Raw genomic sequence first — 16,459 nt, 5'->3', positions numbered from 1 at the left:
GCGCTGTGAGGGGTGGTGCGCGGGGCGTGGGCGCCGGGAGGGCAGGGGGTGCTGCGGGGTTCGCGACCGGGGTGAGGGGCGGGTCTGCGGAGGGGGTCGTGGGTGAGGGGAGGGCGGTGGGCGGAGTGCGGGGGGTGGCTGCTGAGGGGGCTCTGACTGGCATGTGGGGTGCGGGTGTTGGGGGGTGCGTGTCGGCCGTGCGGAGGGCGGGGGCTGTGGGGTGCGTGTCGGTTGTGCGGGGCGCGGGGGCTGTCGGGCGCGTAGGGGTTGTGCGGGGCGCGGGTGCTCTCGGGCGCGTGGGGGTCATGCCGAGTGCGGGCGCTGTGAGAGACGTGGTCGTCATGCAGGGCGTGGGTGCCGGGCGGAGCGTGTCCGCGGTGAGGTGCGTGGCCGCGTGAGAGTCGTGATCGCCGAGGACAACGCGCTGCTCCGAGAGGGCATGGTCCTGTTGCTGGCGTCCGCCGGGCACGAGGTCGTCGCGGTCGCCGGGAGCGGGCCCGAGATTCTGCCCGCGCTGCTGGAGCACCGGCCGGACGCCGCCGTGCTCGACGTCCGCATGCCGCCGAACTTCCGCGACGAGGGCCTCGTGGCCGCGCTCCAGGCCCGCGAGAAGATCCCCGGGCTGCCGGTCCTGGTGCTCTCGCAGTACGTCGAGGAGTCGTACGCCGCCGAGCTCCTCGGCGGGGGCGCGAGCGGCGTCGGCTACCTCCTCAAGGACCGGGTGGGCCGCGTCGACCAGTTCCTCGACGCGCTGGACCGGGTCGCCGCCGGCGGCACCGCCCTGGACCCCGAGGTCATCACCGAGCTGATGACCCGCCGCCGAGACTCCCCCCTGGACCAGCTGACCCCGCGCGAGCGCGAGGTCCTCCAGCTGATGGCGGAGGGCCGGGACAACACGACCATCGCACGCACACTGGTCGTCACCGAACGCGCGGTGAGCAAGCACATCGGGAACGTGTTCCTGAAACTGGGCCTGCCGCAGAGCGACAGCGGACATCGCCGGGTGCTGGCGGTGCTGGCGTACTTGAACAACACGTGAGGGCACGGCGGGCGGCACTCGGGGCACGGCCGCATCTGCCGCCCTACCGTTTTCCTACCCCCTTCACCGCCCGCCCTCGGGGAGCGAGGTCTCACCCGCGCGCCGCCTCCGGGTGCAGCCGTACCCAGCCCTCCCACGCGGACGTGATCATGTCCTGGACGTCGTGCTTCGCCTTCCAGCCCAGCTCGGAGGCGATCCGTTCGGCGGAGGCGACCACGCTCGGGGGGTCGCCGGCGCGGCGGGGCTCGATGGTCGGGGGGAGGTCGTGGCCGGTGACGGCGGTGATGCGGTCGATCATCTCGCGTACGGACACGCCTTCGCCCCGGCCGATGTTGAGGGTCAGGGTGCGCCCGGGGGACGCCCGCAGTGCGCGGGCCGTCGTGACGTGGGCGTCGGCGAGGTCGACGACGTGGATGTAGTCCCGCACGCACGTGCCGTCCGGCGTCGGGTAGTCGGCGCCGAAGACGCGCGGAGCCTCACCGGCCGTGAGGCGCTCGAAGACCATGGGGACGAGGTTGGACACGCCGACGTCGGCGAGGGCGGGAGCGGCGGCGCCGGCGACGTTGAAGTAGCGCAGGGACGCCGTCGACAGCCCTGTGGCCCGCGCGGTCGCGTTCACCAGCCACTCGCCCGCCAGCTTCGTCTCCCCATAGGGCGACATCGGCAGGCACGGCGTCTCCTCGGTGACCAGGTCCACGTCCGGCATCCCGTACACGGCCGCCGACGAGGAGAACACGAACGACGCGACGCCCGCCTTCGTGACCTCCTCCAGCAGGACGCGCAGCCCTTCCACGTTCTCCCGGTAGTAGTGCAGCGGGCGCTCCACCGACTCGCCGACCTGCTTCTTCGCCGCCAGATGCACCACGCCCGTCACCCCGTGCCCGGCGATCGTCCCCGCCAGCCGCCGCGCGTCCAGCGTCGACCCCTCCACCAGCGGCACCTCCGCCGGGATCCGCCCGGCGATGCCCGACGACAGGTCGTCGTACACCACGACCCGCTCGCCCGCCTCGGTCATCGCCCGCACGACATGCGCCCCGATGTACCCGGCGCCCCCCGTGATCAGCCACGTCATGTACGGCCTTCCCCTCCACGTCCCGTCCTCGCTGCACCCCCAGTCAAGCAGGTGCCGGCTCCCGCCGCCGAGCCTGTGGACAACTCCCCGTACCGGCCGCGGAACGGCCCGTGGTCGTGCGCCACAGGCGGACGAAGGACAGCACCGCGGCGGTCAGCAGCAGCCCGTTGCGCAGCAGCATCAGGCCGCAGCCGAGCCAGGTGCAGGCGGTGACCTGGTCGTACAGGCCGGGGTACACGACCGCGCTGACCGCCGTCGCCGCCAGGACCAGCGCGGTGACCGGCCGCTGGACGGTGTGCCGGGAGGTCAGGCACACCGCGGACAGGCCGACCAGCCAGATCATGTACTGCGGGCTGATGACCCTGCTGGTGACGGTGAACAGCAGGACTGCGCACAGGGCCGCGTCGAACGGCGTCGCGGGCGTGTGCCGGCGCGAACGCAGCCGCCACAGCAGGAGCAGCGCGAAGGCGACGGCCGTCAGCGCCAGGGACGCGTCGGCGACGCCGCCGACGTACGGGCCGACGAACTCTATGGCGCCGTACTGATAGCGGACCGCACCCGGCCAGCCCGCGTGCGTCGCGAACAGCAGGACCGTGCCGCCCAGGGACTCGATCTGCACACCCCGGCCGCCCTGCTCGCGCAGGAACGAGAACGGGTGGCCGAAGGCCGCCGCCAGGACGGCGAGGACGGTGACCGCCGTGACGGCCGTCCCCGTCCACGCCGCGCGCGTGGCACGCCCCTTCGGCGCGCCCAGGAGCAGCAGCGCCGGCCACACCTTCACCAGCGCCCCCAGCGCCGCGAAGACACCCGCCACGCGCGGGCGCCGGGCCATGGCCACCAGGGACAGCACGCCCAGCATGGTGACCTGGACGTCGTAGCGCGCCAGCGGGGTGTGCAGCAGGAGCGGCAGACCGCACACCCACAGGGCCGCGCCGGCCAGGGAACGGCCCGGCGCCGACCCCGCGCGCGCGAGGGCGGCCGTCGTCACCGCGTCGCAGACCAGGGTGAGGACGACGAACGCCTGGAAGTACGACAGGAACGGCAGCAGCGCGGGGGAGAGCATGACCGCGCCCGCGCCCGGCGGGTACTGCCACAGCGGGTCGTGGGTGGGGAACGTGCCGTGCGCGAGGACCAGGTACCAGTCGTGGTAGAGCCGCCACACCTCGCGCGTGACGTTGCCCTGGCCGAGCCAGCGCGAGTCCGCGTGCGTGAGCAGCCAGAGCATCAGCGCGCGCGTGCCGAGCCAGCCGGCGGCGAGAAGGAGGAGGGGGCGGAGGCCGTGACGTTTCTTCACACCACCCGGAGGGCGGGAGGAAGGAAGGGGCATTTGCCGGATCGTAAGCGGCTTGTTTCCCGTTCCTGCACTAATGGACATCTAAAACACAGTGAATCGCAGGTAAGACCAGCCCTATGGCTCAGATGCCGCAGAATCGGCCCGTGACGACCACTCGCTTCGCGCGCGCACGCGTTCCCGCCACCCTCGCCGTGGCTGTCCCTGTCGTGGTCATGGTCGCCCTCGGGCTGTGGCACATCGACCGCGGCGGCATGTGGCGCGACGAGGCGGTGACGTACGAAGTGGGGCAGCGGTCGCTGCCGCAGATCTGGAAGCTGCTGCACGAGGTCGACGCCGTGCACGGCCTGTACTACCTGTTCATGCACGTCGTGCTGTCCGTGCACGCGAGCGAGGTCACCCTGCGGCTGCCGTCCGTCGTCGGCGCCGCCGTCGCCGCCGGAGTGGTCGCCGCGATAGGCACCCGGCTCGCCCGGCCGCGCGTCGGCCTCTGGGCGGGTCTGCTGTTCGCCTGCACGCCGATGGTCTCCCACTACGCCCAGGAAGGCCGCTCGTACGCCCTCGTGACGGCCGGCGCGCTCACCGCGACCCTCCTGCTGCTGCGGGCCCTGGACGGCCGCCCCTGGTGGCCCTACGGCCTCGCCGTCGCCGTCACCTGCCTGCTGCACGAGTTCGCCGTCCTGGTCCTGCTCGCCCACGGCGTCACCCTGATCCTGTGCGGCGCCTCCAGACGGGCCTGGACCCGCTGGATCGCGTCGTCCGGCGCAGCGGTGCTGGTCCTGCTGCCGCTCGTCTACGTCTCCAACGGCCAGTCCAAGCAGGTGTCCTGGCTGGCCAGGCCCGACCTGAAGCGCGTCGAGAACCTGGCGCACATGTTCCTGGGCGAGTACGGCGCCGTCTTCTGGACCTGCGTCCTGCTCGCCCTGATAGCCCTCCCGACCCGGCGCCGGCTGTCCGTCGCGACGGTCGCGGCCCCCCTGCTGGTCGTCCCGCCCGCCGTGCTGCTGCTCGTGTCGCAGGAGCGGCCCATGTACGACGACCGGTACGTGCTGTACGCGCTCGCGGGGGCGCCGCTGCTCGCCGCCGCGGGCGGTGACCGAATACTGCGGGGGCTGTCCCTCGCCGCCCGGAAGATCTCCCCGCGCGCGGGGAGCGACGCCGTCGAGGCTCCGCCCGCGCGCGTGGACGCGCAGACTCTGGCCCTGCGGCTCGACGCCGTTCACGCGGGCGCGCGCGGCGAAGGCGAATCCGACGGGGGCGGCCTGGCCGTCGTACCGCAGACGCACCGGGACGCGCCGGCCGGTGTGCCCGCGGGGGGTTCACCGGAGCGGGCGCGCGGGCGAGTGGCCCTGCGGGGGGCCGTCGCCCTCGCGGGCGCGCTGGCGGTCGCCGGGGCCTTCGCCTTCCAGCTGCCGGTCCAGCGCTTCGAGCGGACGACCGCCTCGCGCGGGGACGACCTCGCCGAGACCGCCACCGCCGCCGCGCGGATGATGCGGCCCGGGGACGCCGTGATGTACCTGCCGGCCATCGCCCGGCGCCCCGCGCTGACCTACCCGGCCGACTTCCGGGGCACCCGCGACATGACGCTGGACGTCCCAGGACCCGAGTCCGGGACGCTCTACGGGACGGAGCTGTCGCCCGCACGCGTGCGCCGCAACCTCCAGGACGTCGACCGCCTCTGGGTCGTCTCCCAGTCGTACACCCTGTGGCGGGGCAGCGAGTGGTCGCCCTCGGACCCGGTCGAGAAGACCAAGCTGGAGATCGTCAAGGACGACTTCGTCGCGGCGGAGCCCCGCCAGGTCGCCGTCCTGCGCGGGACGGTGATCCGGCTGTACGTGCGCAAGGACCGGACCTCCTAGGGGCGCGGCTCCTCCAGCGCCGCCTCGTCCAGGGCCGCGGTGAGCGTGTCCAGCTGGCCCTTCAGAGCGCGGATCTCCTCCGGGTCGAAGCTGGTCGCGGAGATGATCCGGCGGGGGACCTGGAGCGCCTGCGCGCGCAGGGCGGTGCCCTCGTCGGTGAGGCGGACCTCGACCGAGCGCTCGTCGCGCGCGCTGCGTTCGCGGCGGACCAGCCCGGCCGCCTCCAGGCGCTTGAGGAGGGGGGAGAGGGTGCCGGAGTCCAGGCGCAGGTGCTCGCCCAGCTTCTTGACCGGGAGGGGCCCCTCCTCCCACAGGACCAGCATCACCAGGTACTGGGGGTAGGTCAGGCCGAGGTCCTTGAGGACCACTCGGTAGACGCCGTTGAAGGCGCGCGAGGCGGCGTGCAGGGAGAAGCAGATCTGGCGGTCCAGGCGCAGCCAGTTCTCTTCGGCTGCGGCGGGCGTCGGCGTCGTCGGGCTCATGGCACCAGGGTAGCTCTTGCGGGCCATTCGGTTGTGCACAATTTAATTGTGTGCTCTAATCGTCTCTGTGAGGCGGTCCCGGAGCGCAGGCGCGAAAGGACCGGCCACCCCCCGTCACGACTCTCCAAGAGGGATGGTTCGAACCATGGACGCGATCTACACCGCAGTCGCCACCGCCACGCACGGCCGCGACGGCCGGGCCTACACGAACGACGGCAAGATCGACGTCGCGCTGGCCCTGCCGACCGAGCTCGGCGGCAACGGCGAGGGCACCAACCCGGAGCAGCTCTTCGCCGCCGGTTACGCCGCCTGCTTCGGCAGCGCGCTCGGCCTCGTCGGCCGCAACGCCAAGGTCGACGTCAGCGACGCCGCCGTCACCGCCGAGGTCGGCATAGGCAAGCAGGGCGAGGGCTTCGGCCTCAAGGTCACCCTCCGCGTCGAGCTCCCCGACACGGTCGACGAGGCCACGGGCCGCAAGCTCGTCGAGACGGCCCACCAGGTCTGCCCCTACTCCAACGCGACCCGCGGCAACATCGAGGTCGATCTCGTCGTCGAGTAACCGTTTCACCAGGGGGCATCACCCATCCCGCCCCCCCACCCGGCGCCCTCGAAGGCCCCAGGAACACCCCCAGCGGCCCCTCAGGCCGCCTGGGGGGCCGTTCCGCTCAGCTACCCCCCGGCCGAGCGGAACAGCCCCCCAGGCGCCCTGAGGGGCCGTCGGCGTGTCGCCGCCCGGCCCGCCTAGTACCGGACCCGGGCCAACACCTCCCCCGTCCGCCGGCTCCACGCCACCACCACCGCCTCCTCCGGCACCCGATGCCACCGGGTCAGCAGCAGCCACCGCACCCGGTACCGCCGCCCCAACGAGGCCCGCTCCGCAGGACCCGCCGCAGGCGACAGGTACGCGCGCACGTCCGCGAGCCGCGCGGCCCGCACCCCCTCCGCCACCGACGCGTCCGGCCACGCGGGCGCGGCGAGGTTCGCCCCGTACCCGGCGATCGCATGGACCGCGTGGTACCCGTCGGTGACGACGACCTCGCCGGGACGGATATGGCGGGCCGCCCAGTCGTACGAGGGCCAGTCGGGCGGCTGGTCGAAGCCGACGGGATCCAGCGCGCGCGGGACGACGGCGCCGGCCTGGACGGTCCAGAACCCCAGGCAGGCGGCGACGGCGGCACACCCCGCGAGGACCCGGCGCCCGGACGCCCAGGGCCGGGGAGCCGACAACTCCACGGCGAGCGCGAACTGGAGCGGGACCAGCGTCAGGCCCAGCACGCGCCCGTACGTGTAGTGCCCGCTCACCCACCCGTACGCCACCACCCCGCACTCCAGGACGAACAGCAGCACCAGTGGATCCCGGGCGGAGCGCCGCGCACGCGCGTAGAGGGCCGGCACGCCGAGGAGGGCCAGCCAGAAGTGCCCCCACAGATCGAGGTACAGGCGTCGGTGCATACCGTCGACCCCGGTGTCCCCGGCGAGCGCGAACACGTCGAAGTACGGCCAGCTCCCCGCGACGACGACCGCGACGACCCCGGCCGTCACCCACCGCGCGAGCGCCCCGCACCGCCACCCCCGCTCCCACCCGATGACGAAGGCGGCACCCCCGAGGAACGCGGCCACAGAGGTGATCGGATGCACCAGAAGGATCACCCCGTAGAGGGCACCCAGCACGGCGTACCCGGCGAAACCGCGCATCCCGCGCGGGCCGACGAAACGCACCCGGCGACCGTCCCGCGCGCGTGCCCCGGTCAGAGCCCACGCCCAGAACGTCAGCCCGGCGGCGAACGCGGACGGATAGGGCAGGGTCCCGGTCATCGACATCAGCCCGAGGTAGCCGCTCCACCAGGCGCGGTCCGTCCCCCACAGCAGCGTCATCGCGGCCAGCGCGAGAACCGGCGCCCAGGGCCGCGGCGTCAGCACCCGCACAAACCGCCCGACCCCGGTGAGCAGCACCAGCAGGTTCACCGGGGCGGCGAGCCGCAGCACCTCCCACCCCGTCAGCCCGGCCGCCCGCGCGAACACGGCCTGCGCGAGCGCGTACGGCGAGTAGTACGGGCTCCCCGCGCCCGGCAGATCGGCGGTGGGGTGACGCGGCTCCAGGAGGTTCGCCTTCAGCCGCTCGATCACCGCCGCGTGCTGCCCGGCGTCGCAGCACAGGGGCACCCGCCAGCACGTCAGCGTCATCACCAGGAAGAACCCGAACCCGACCACCTGATAGGGGCTCGGCCGCCACACCCGGCCACCACGCAACGCCGTCGCCCCGCGCGCGGGACGACGGATCAGGGCACCGGCGCTCACCGGGCGGGGGAGCGGAGGGAGATCAGCGGCATTCCGCGTATGTTCCCGGCGGGGCGGGTGCCTTTACTGCTGATCACCCGGTCGGGTGATCACACGAACAGCCTCGGGGGGCGCGGCGCGCGGCGGATGACTGCGCGGCACGAACGGCCCCGGAGGCGGATGGCGGCTGCGTGGCACGAACAGCCTCGGCAGCGGCCCCGGCAGCGGCCCCGGCAGCGGCCCCGGCAGCGGCCCCAGCAGCGGCCTCGGCAGCGGCCCCGGAGGCGGACGGCGGCTGCGCGGCGCCGAGTGGAACCCCCGCGCCGAGCGGAACCCCCGCGCCGAGCCGGCCCCCACCACGAACCGCCCTCCCGCGCGCCCGCCCCTCCACCGGAGCCACCCCACCCGGAGCCCCCGGCACCCACCCCGCCCGCTCCAGCAGCAACGGCACCCCGACCACCGGCAGAACCCACACCAGCACCACCAGCCGCCCGCCCCAGATCCCGATGTCCGGATGCCCCGCCTGCGTCAACACCCCCGTGAACGCGACGGCCACCGCGAACACCCCGAACCCCCGCCGCCGCCCCACCCCCCACACCCCGGCGGCGACAGAAACGAGCAGCAACGGCTCCCACAACTGCCGCCGCAGCCACTCCACCCAGAACCGCGCCTCCAGCCGCAGCAGCTCGCCCCACGGCCGAGCCCGGTCGGGGTGCGCGAAATGCCCGGTCAGCAGATCCTGGACGCTCTCGGAGGCCGACGGAAAGTGCAGCGCGCGGGCCAGCAGCAGCACCCCCAGCACCCCACCGAGACCCACGCCCGCGATTACGCCCACCCCGCGCCGGGGCCGCAACAGACGGAAACCGGTTGCAGCAACGACGAGGCACGCCGCGAGGAACAGCGCCTGCGAGTGCTTGACGGCGAACAACGCGGCCAGCGCGAAGCCGATCAGACAGACACCGGCCCCGACCCGCCCGCGCTCCACGACCAGCGCGCACCCCCACAACGCCGTCAGCGTGAGCGCCAGCATCAGCCCCTCGGCCATCGGCCGCATCGCGGTCGTCCCGACCGGCAGTGCGTAGTACAGGACCTGCCCGGTCAGGCACGCGGCGGGCGGCGCACGCAGCGTCCGCAGGATCAGGAAGACCAGCACCCCACCGAGCACGGCGACGCTCACACTCGCCGCCCACACCCCCCACGTCACCCCGAACACCACGAGGAACGGCACGAGATACGCCGGATACCCGGGCCGGGCCTCGAAGATCCGCATGAACCGGGCGGACGCGAACGGCACGGTACGGCCCGCGACTTGACCGCTTCGAAGCCGGGCCTCGACCGCCCGCCACTCCTTCGCCCGGCAGGCGGCGACAACTCGCGCGCGAGGGCCGGGTTCACGGAACCGCGTGACATCAACACCCTGTCGCCTGGCGGCGATCGACCCCCGCCCCGCGCACACGTAGTCGATCGTCGCCGTGGCCGCCGCCCGCTTGTCGTCGCCGCGCAACGACAGCGCGTACGACAGGTAGTTCTTGGAGTCGGGCGTGTCCCGCCCGGTCACGACCGCGAGTTGGCACACGGCGAACAGCGCCCCCAGCACGAGCACCCACGCCCGAGCCCTCACCCGCCCGCCCCCGGCTCCCCGAGCAGCAGGGTCCGTACGACGCGCTCGGCGGCATGTCCGTCGTCGAACGCGCAGAACCGCGCCCTGAACTCCTTGCGCAGCACGGCGGATTCCTCGTCACGCCAGCGCCCTGAGGCGAACAGCTCCGCCAACTCCGCCTGGCTGTACGTGACATGGCCGGGCGGCTCGGCGGTGACGTCGAAGTACAGTCCCCGCGCTGCGGTGTACGTGGCGAGGTCGTCGGCGTGCACGACGATCGGCCGGTCCAGGTTGGCGTAGTCGAACATCAGCGCCGAGTAGTCGGTGACGAGGACGTCGGACGCCACCATGACGTCCTCCACGTGGAGTTCGTCCGTCGCGTCGACCAGCACCCCGCGCCGGTGCAGTTCCGTGAGCCCAAGCCCGCGCACGGGCCCCGCCGCGAGCGAGGGGTGCAGCCGTACGACGAGGGTGTGGTCCTCGCCGAGGCCGGCGGCGAACCGGGCGAGGTCGATCCGGTCGACGTGCCCGCCCCGGACGTGGTCGCGGCGGGTCGGCGCGTACAGGACGACGGTGTCCCCGGCGGGGATGCCGAGCCGCTCGCGCACCTCGACTCCCCTGTCGGGGGAGGCGGTCACCAGGACGTCGTTGCGCGGGCTGCCAGTGCGCGCCGACGCGAAGTGGCACGGGTACGCCCGCTCCCACACCAGCTCCGAGTGCGGGTTGGCGACCAGGCTGTGGTCCCAGCGGTCGGCCTGGCGCAGCATACGCGGTACGTCGATCCCGTAGCGGGCGCCGGGTTTGGTGAGGAGGTCGGCGCCCATGTACTTGAGCGGGGTGCCCTGGTGGGTGTGGATGTGCGTGCTCCCGGGACGCTTCACGAGCCCCCCGGGCCAGGTGACGTTGTTGACGAAGTACGAGGCCCTGGAGGCGAGTCGGCGGTAGGCGCGGGAGTCGGGCAGGACGCGTTCCACGTCGTCGGGCACGCCCGTCGCGCCGTCCCGGACGACCCACACGCCGCGCAGCCGCGGGGCGATCTCGCGCGCCTTGTAGTAGATCGCGGCGGGGTCACCGAGCACGCCCCGGTGCGAAAACGCCGAGTACAGCACCAAGTTGGGGTCCAGCGGCCGGTTCGAGCGGGCCTTGGCGGCAGTCCGGCGAGCGCGGGGCACGGCCGCCTCGCGCAGCCGCTTGCGGACGCCCTCCATGCGCTGCCGGGCCAGATAGGCCGTCCAACTCCCGTACAGCACCCGCAGGTTCGGCGGAATCGATTCCTCGTCCGGCCGGTGCGTGCGGAACAGTTCGGCCGTACGGCGGAAGAACTCGGCCTTGTCGGCGGGCGGGAGCCGGTTCGGTCTGCCGAGGATGTCGAGGCAGTGCTCGCCCAGCTTGCGGTGCAGGAACGGGCGCCAACCCGCCAGCTCCGGGCGGGAGTCGAGGAATGCGAAGACCCGGCCGTACTGCTCGTGGATCTCGAAGTGGCGGCGGCTCGTGGTGGACAGGATGCTGCCCTGGCGGCGCTGGCGGTAGAACACGCAGACGCGGTCGAGCAGCGCGATCCGCCCGGCGCTGAACATGACCGGGAACGTCCACGGCGTGTCCTCGTAGTAGCCCGGCGGGAACGCGAAGCCGTGCCGCTCGACGAAGTCGCGGCGCTGCACCTTGTTCCACGCGACCATCATCAGGTCGAGGACTTCGGGGAGTTGGGACGCCGAGAACACCTCGTCCGTCCGCGCCAGCACATGCGCGAGAACGTTCCGGCGGACCCCGCCCCACCAGTAGGAGCGCGCGTAGTCGAAGACCAGGACGTCCGGATCGCCGCTCTCCGCGAGCCGGTCCGCGATGGCCGCGAGCGCGCCCGGCGTGAGCGTGTCGTCGCTGTCGAGGAAGAACAGGTAGTCGCCGCGCGCCTGCGCCATGCCGGCGTTGCGCGCGGGGCCGAGGCCGGCGTTCTCCGGCAGGTGCAGCACCCGCACCCGATCGTCGCGCGCCGCGTACTCGTCGAGGATCCGCCCGCTGTCGTCCGGCGAGCAGTCGTCGACGGCGATCACCTCGAAGTCCGGGAACGACTGCGTGAGCAGCGAGTCCAGACACTCGCGCAGGAAACTCCGGACGTCGAAACAGGGCACGACGACGCTGAAACGCGGCACGTCAACTCCTTGTGGACGAGGACGACGAGCTGGACAGGGCTCCCGAGTCGGACGGGACCGGAGAGCCGGACGACGCCGCCGGCGCCGGCGTGCGCTCCGTGAGCGGGACCACCGGCGGCAACGCCTCGGGCGGCTCCCCGAGCAACACCCGCCGTACGACCCGCTCGGCGGCCATCCCGTCGTCGAACTCGCAGAACCGGGACCGGAATCCGGCCCGCAACTCCGCCGACTCCCTTGACAGGTACGCCTTTTCGGCGAAGATCCGCCCCAGTTCCTCCGGCGTCCGCGCCACCGGACCCGGCGGTGCCCCCGGCAGGTCGAGGTACACGCCCCTGGTCTCGGCGTACACCTCCCAGTCGGGCACGTACACCACGATCGGCCGGTCCAGGTTGGCGTAGTCGAACATGATCGAGGAGTAGTCCGTCACCAACACGTCGGCGGCCAGGCAGACTTCCTCGGCCGACGGATGCCCGGTCACGTCGATCACCCGCCCGGCGCCGGGCCGTCGACCCCGGTCGTAGTAGTAGTGCGCGCGCAGCAGGACGACGACGTCGTCACCGGCCGCCGCGCAGAACTCGGCGAGATCCAGGCCGGGTTCGAACCCGGAGCGGTAGTCGCGGTACGTCGGGGCGTACAGGACGGCCGTCTTGTCGTCCGGGACGCCCAACATCCGTCTGAGCGCGGCGACTTCGGAGGCGGTGGCCGTGTAGAAGACGTCGTTGCGCGGATAGCCGTACTCCAACTGCTCGTACGTACCGGGGAAGGCGCGCTCCCAGACCTGGGTGGAGTGGCTGTTGGCGGAGAGGTTGAAGTCCCAGCGGTCCACCTTGCGCATCAGGGTGGTGTAGCTGCCGGTGACCGAGGCGACCACCGGGTACCTCGCCTGGTCGACACCCATCGTCTTCAGAGGGGTGCCGTGCTGGGTCTGGAGGTGGACACTGCCCTCGCGTTTCACCACGGCCGCCGGGAAGTTGGCGTTGTTGACCAGGTAGGTGGCGGTGGCCAGCAGCTCCGTGGCGCGCCGGCCGCCGAGCGTCGCGTGCTCGACACCCTCGGGGACGGTGTGCTCCCGGCCGGGCTCGACGAGGAACACCGACCTGATGTGCGGGGCGAGTTGACGGGCCTTGGCGTGGATGGCGGCCGGGTTGCAGGTGTAGCCGCGCCCCCAATAGGCGCAGTACACCGCCAAGTTGGGGTCCAGCGGGAGCTTGAGCGGTGACGGTGTCCGGCGGGGGAGGGAGAACGCCCCCGCCTTGCGGTGCCCCCGCCGCAGCGCCCGGAACAGCGTGAACGCGCCCGCCGCCAGCAGCAGATGCTGCACCCCGAGACTCCCGCCCGGCCTGCGGAACCCGGCGGGCCGGTAGCGCCGGTACATCCGCCCCGCCCGCCGGAAGAACGCCCGCCTCCGCCACCCCGCCAACCGGCCGGGATGCGCGGCGGTCTTGAGGACAGCGGCGAAGAGCTGCTCGAACAGCGGCCCCAACCGCTCGGCAGGGAGCTTCAGTTGCACCGCCCGCCACAGCACCAGCTCGGCCTGGTCGAGGAGTTGGAGGTGGTGCTCACCCGGCAGATTCAGCCGCCCGCCCTGCCGCCGCAGCAGATGCCGCACGACGACCTTCCGCAGCACCGCCACCCGCTCGGCATGCAGAGCCACCAGCCCACCGAACCCGACGTCGACGAAGTAGCCGTCAGGAAAGGTGATCTGATGCCCACTCAGAAATCCCCGTCGGTACACCGCACTCCACGCCGGGACCTGTACGCCGGTGAGGTGCGGAGCCTGCGCCGGTGTGAACACCCCTTTCGGCGCCCGGAGTCCGGCGGTCGGGTTGCTCGGCTCGCCCTCCCACCAGGGCAGCCGTTCGTGCTCGACGTGCAGGACGTCCAGCTCGCCCGTCTCCTTCAGCCGCGCGGCCACGGCGGTGAGCGCGTCCGGCGCCAACTGGTCGTCCCCGTCGAGGAACAGGACGTACGCGCCCCGCGCCCGCAGCAGACCCGTGTTGCGGGCCCCGGCCAGACCGGCGTCCGGCGGCGAGTGCGCCGGGACGACCCGGGCGTCCCGCTCGGCGTACCCGGCGACCACGGCAGCCGCCGCGCAGTCGGGGCCGTCGCAGACCGGGATCAGCTCGAAGTCCCGGAAGCGCTGGGCGAGTACGGAGTCCAGCGCGAGGGCGAGCCGGCCCGCGACGCCGTGGGACGGGACGATGACGCTGAAGCGGGGCATGCGGGTCCTTCTGTGCTGCGGTCTCACCGAACTGTGCGACGGCCGTGCCGACGTGGGGTGCGGCAGTGCCGACTTGGGTTGTGGCCGTGCGGGATGGACTGCGGCGGCCTGGGCTGTGGGATCGCCGGCCCGTGTGCCGCGGTCGTACCGCCGCCGGCCGAGCCCCGACCGGCCGCCTCAGATCAACGCCCCTGAGGAGACAGGGAGTTGCTGACCGCCGGGCGTGGAATCCCCGGCCGGGCCGACGCTGCCGGCACCCGCCGGTCCAGCGGGACGACCGGCGGCAGCGCGGCGGGCTCCTCGCCCAACACCACGCGCCGCACGACGCGTTCGGCGGCGTGGCCGTCGTCGTACGGACAGAAGCGCTCGCGGAACGCGGCGCGCAGTTCGGCCGAGCGGGAGCCCCGCCAGTGGCCCGTCGCGAAGATGTCGATCAGCTCGTCCTCGCTGCGCGCGACCGCGCCGGGCGGGAAGGCGCGCAGGTCGAAGTAGGTTCCCCGGGCCGCCTCGTACGCCTCCCAGTCGTCCGCGTGGACGACGATCGGCCGGTCCAGGACCGCGTAGTCGAACATGATCGACGAGTAGTCCGTGACGAGCGCGTCCGCCGCGAGGCACAGCGACTCGACGCTCGGGTGGTCGGTCACGTCGATGACCCTGCCCCCGCGCGGCAGGACGTCCGGCTGCCAGTAGTGGGCGCGCGCGAGGACCGTGAACCCCTCGCCGAGCCGGGCGAGGACACGCTCCAGGTCGAGGGAGACGCGCTGCGAGCGCCGGTAGTCGCGGTGGGTGGGGGCGTAGAGGATCGCGACCGTGTCGTGCGGGATGCCGAGCGAGGCGCGGATGCGTGAGACGTCGTCCGAAGTGGCTTGCAGCAGAAGGTCGTTGCGCGGGTAGCCGGTCTCCAGTGTCTCGTAGCCGCCCGGGTAGACCCGCTCCCACGTCAGCGTCGTGTGCCGGTTCGCGGAGACCACGTAGTCCCACTTGTCGACGCCCCGCAGCAGCTCCGCGAAGTCCACGTCGCGGCCGGCCGCCGGGTGGTCCTGGAGGTCGAGGCCCATGTGCTTGAGCGGGGTGCCGTGCTGGGTCTGCACGAAGACCTGGCCGGGCCGTTTGACGAGCCTGCGGTCGAAGTTGACGTTGTTCACCAGGTACTTGGAGCGGGCGAGCGCCGTCCAGTAGGCGGCCGTGCCGGGGGCGATCCGGCGCGGTCCCGCCGGAATCGTGTGCTGGTGAGGGGAGTTGGCGATCCACGCCGTACGGATGTGGGGCGCGAAGACCCGGAACGCGGACTCCAGCGCGCCCGGGTTGCAGCCGTAGCCGCGCCCCCAATAGGCCGAGAACACAGCCGCGTTGTGCCGCAGCGGCAGCTTCAGCTGGATGCGGTAGTGGAGCTGGAGGAGCGCCGCCCGCAGCGCGCGCCTGGCCTGCGCCGAGAGGGCGCGGGTACGGCCGCGCAGGGCCATCGCCGACTGGACGGCGCGGTACGTGCGGTGCAGGCCGAAGTGGACCAGGGCGTGGCGCAGCCGGGAGCGCAGCGGGATCTGGGCGCCGGGGACCCGGTAACGGCGGTAGTACGTACGGGCGTTGCGCAGGAACTCGGCGCGGGCGTCCTGGGGGAGGCGGCCCGGCCGGGTGAACACCGTGGAGAGGTGGTCGACCATGCGGCGGAACAACACCGGCCGCCAGCACGCCAGTTGGGGGCGCTGGTCGATGAACGCGAAGACGCGGTCGTACTGGTCGAAGACGTCGAAGTGCTTGCGGCTCGTCGTGGAGAGGATGTTGCCCTGCCGGCGCTTGCGGTAGTGCACGCAGACCCGGTCCAGCGTCGCGATCGACCCGGCGGCCATGAGGGCCGGGTACGTCCAGGGCGTGTCCTCGTAGTAGCCCGGCGGGAAGGTGAGGCCCTCGCGGGCGGCGAAGTCGCGGCGTACCGCCTTGTTCCAGGCGACCATCAGGACCCGCAGCAAGCCCGGCCGGTCCGCCAACCGGAAGGGCGCCGGGCCGAGTTCGGTGAGCTGCCCGGCAAACCGGTCGCGCTCGCGCTCACCGCTCCAGTGGACGCCCGCGTAGTCGTAGACCAGGACCTCCGGCTCGCCCGTCTCCGTCAGCCGGTCGGCGATCGCCCGCAGCGCGTCCGGGGTGAGGGTGTCGTCCCCGTCGAGGAAGACCAGATAGTCGCCGGACGCCCGCGCGATCCCCGCGTTGCGGGCCGCGCCGAGACCGGCGTTCTCCGGCAGCCGCAGCGCGCTCACCCGGGCGTCGCGGGCCGCGAACTCCTCGATGATCTCGCCGCAGGCGTCCGGCGAACCGTCGTCCACGGCGATCAGCTCGAAGTCCCGGTACGACTGGGACAGTACGGATTCGAGGCACTCGTGGAGGTACGCCTGGACCTTGTACGCGGGGACGATGACACTGAACCTGGGCAAGGGGGACATCCATGGGTCGGCGCGGGCGTTCTGCCCGGCAAC

10 protein-coding genes and 1 pseudogene are annotated in these 16,459 nt (G+C 72.9%); 3 read left to right on the top strand and 8 right to left on the bottom strand.

The window, feature by feature from the left end; translation table 11 throughout:
* Window positions 1-394: 394 nt before the first annotated feature.
* The gene (locus PV682_RS30600) at window positions 395-1,039 is read left to right on the top strand and encodes a response regulator transcription factor (RefSeq protein WP_319735007.1); all 645 of its coding nucleotides are present in this window, start codon (window positions 395-397) and stop codon (window positions 1,037-1,039) included.
* A gap of 91 nt (window positions 1,040-1,130) precedes the next feature.
* Here the strand turns inward: PV682_RS30600 and galE are convergent, their stop codons facing one another.
* Both galE and PV682_RS30590 read right to left on the bottom strand, forming a co-directional pair.
* Entirely contained in the window at window positions 1,131-2,111 is a 981-nt protein-coding gene (gene galE, locus PV682_RS30595) for a UDP-glucose 4-epimerase GalE (protein WP_319735006.1), read from the bottom strand.
* Between the two features lie 43 nt (window positions 2,112-2,154).
* Window positions 2,155-3,438, bottom strand: coding sequence for a glycosyltransferase family 87 protein (locus tag PV682_RS30590; protein ID WP_319735005.1), 1,284 nt, complete (start codon window positions 3,436-3,438; stop codon window positions 2,155-2,157).
* A 110-nt stretch (window positions 3,439-3,548) separates the two neighbouring features.
* On the opposite strand from PV682_RS30590, the gene PV682_RS30585 reads away from it, so the two are divergent.
* Window positions 3,549-5,261, top strand: coding sequence for a glycosyltransferase family 39 protein (locus PV682_RS30585; RefSeq protein ID WP_319735004.1), 1,713 nt, complete (start codon window positions 3,549-3,551; stop codon window positions 5,259-5,261).
* On the opposite strand, the gene PV682_RS30580 is transcribed toward PV682_RS30585, so the two are convergent.
* Window positions 5,258-5,770: a MarR family winged helix-turn-helix transcriptional regulator gene (locus PV682_RS30580; protein ID WP_407705763.1), complete on the bottom strand. Its 513-nt coding sequence runs from the start codon at window positions 5,768-5,770 to the stop codon at window positions 5,258-5,260. The genes PV682_RS30585 and PV682_RS30580 overlap by 4 nt on opposite strands.
* Before the next feature lie 118 nt (window positions 5,771-5,888).
* On the opposite strand from PV682_RS30580, the gene PV682_RS30575 reads away from it, so the two are divergent.
* Complete coding sequence (locus PV682_RS30575) at window positions 5,889-6,302, top strand: organic hydroperoxide resistance protein (protein WP_055725322.1); 414 nt, start codon at window positions 5,889-5,891, stop codon at window positions 6,300-6,302.
* Between the two features lie 182 nt (window positions 6,303-6,484).
* On the opposite strand, the gene PV682_RS30570 is transcribed toward PV682_RS30575, so the two are convergent.
* The 5 genes and pseudogenes from PV682_RS30570 to PV682_RS30550 all read right to left on the bottom strand — a co-directional run bounded on the left by PV682_RS30570 (window position 6,485) and on the right by PV682_RS30550 (window position 16,417).
* Entirely contained in the window at window positions 6,485-8,041 is a 1,557-nt protein-coding gene (locus PV682_RS30570) for a hypothetical protein (RefSeq protein ID WP_319735002.1), read from the bottom strand.
* Between the two features lie 367 nt (window positions 8,042-8,408).
* Window positions 8,409-9,623 (bottom strand): annotated as a pseudogene (locus PV682_RS30565) (hypothetical protein); the annotation flags it as partial.
* A gap of 14 nt (window positions 9,624-9,637) precedes the next feature.
* Window positions 9,638-11,770 carry a bifunctional glycosyltransferase/CDP-glycerol:glycerophosphate glycerophosphotransferase gene (locus PV682_RS30560; RefSeq protein ID WP_319735001.1) on the bottom strand — a complete coding sequence of 711 codons (2,133 nt, stop codon included), beginning with the start codon at window positions 11,768-11,770 and terminating at the stop codon, window positions 9,638-9,640.
* A 1-nt stretch (window position 11,771) separates the two neighbouring features.
* Window positions 11,772-13,991, bottom strand: coding sequence for a bifunctional glycosyltransferase/CDP-glycerol:glycerophosphate glycerophosphotransferase (locus PV682_RS30555; RefSeq protein ID WP_319735000.1), 2,220 nt, complete (start codon window positions 13,989-13,991; stop codon window positions 11,772-11,774).
* 182 nt (window positions 13,992-14,173) lie between these two features.
* Window positions 14,174-16,417 carry a bifunctional glycosyltransferase/CDP-glycerol:glycerophosphate glycerophosphotransferase gene (locus PV682_RS30550; RefSeq protein ID WP_319734999.1) on the bottom strand — a complete coding sequence of 748 codons (2,244 nt, stop codon included), beginning with the start codon at window positions 16,415-16,417 and terminating at the stop codon, window positions 14,174-14,176.
* Between the last annotated feature and the right edge of the window lie 42 nt (window positions 16,418-16,459).

This window comes from Streptomyces niveiscabiei, assembly GCF_033794345.1.
GTDB lineage: Bacteria > Actinomycetota > Actinomycetes > Streptomycetales > Streptomycetaceae > Streptomyces > Streptomyces niveiscabiei.
The sequence above is the reverse complement of the archived record's forward strand: the minus strand, read 5'-3'. Positions and strand labels throughout refer to the sequence as shown.

Bases quoted from the DNA above. Each gene is read 5' to 3' on its own strand.
- PV682_RS30555 (WP_319735000.1), bottom strand. From the start codon at position 13,991: ATGCCCCGCTTCAGCGTCATCGTCCCGTCCCACGGCGTCGCGGGCCGG.
- PV682_RS30590 (WP_319735005.1), bottom strand. From the start codon at position 3,438: ATGCCCCTTCCTTCCTCCCGCCCTCCGGGTGGTGTGAAGAAACGTCAC.
- PV682_RS30580 (WP_407705763.1), bottom strand. From the start codon at position 5,770: ATGGCCCGCAAGAGCTACCCTGGTGCCATGAGCCCGACGACGCCGACG.
- PV682_RS30575 (WP_055725322.1), top strand. From the start codon at position 5,889: ATGGACGCGATCTACACCGCAGTCGCCACCGCCACGCACGGCCGCGAC.
- galE (WP_319735006.1), bottom strand. From the start codon at position 2,111: ATGACGTGGCTGATCACGGGGGGCGCCGGGTACATCGGGGCGCATGTC.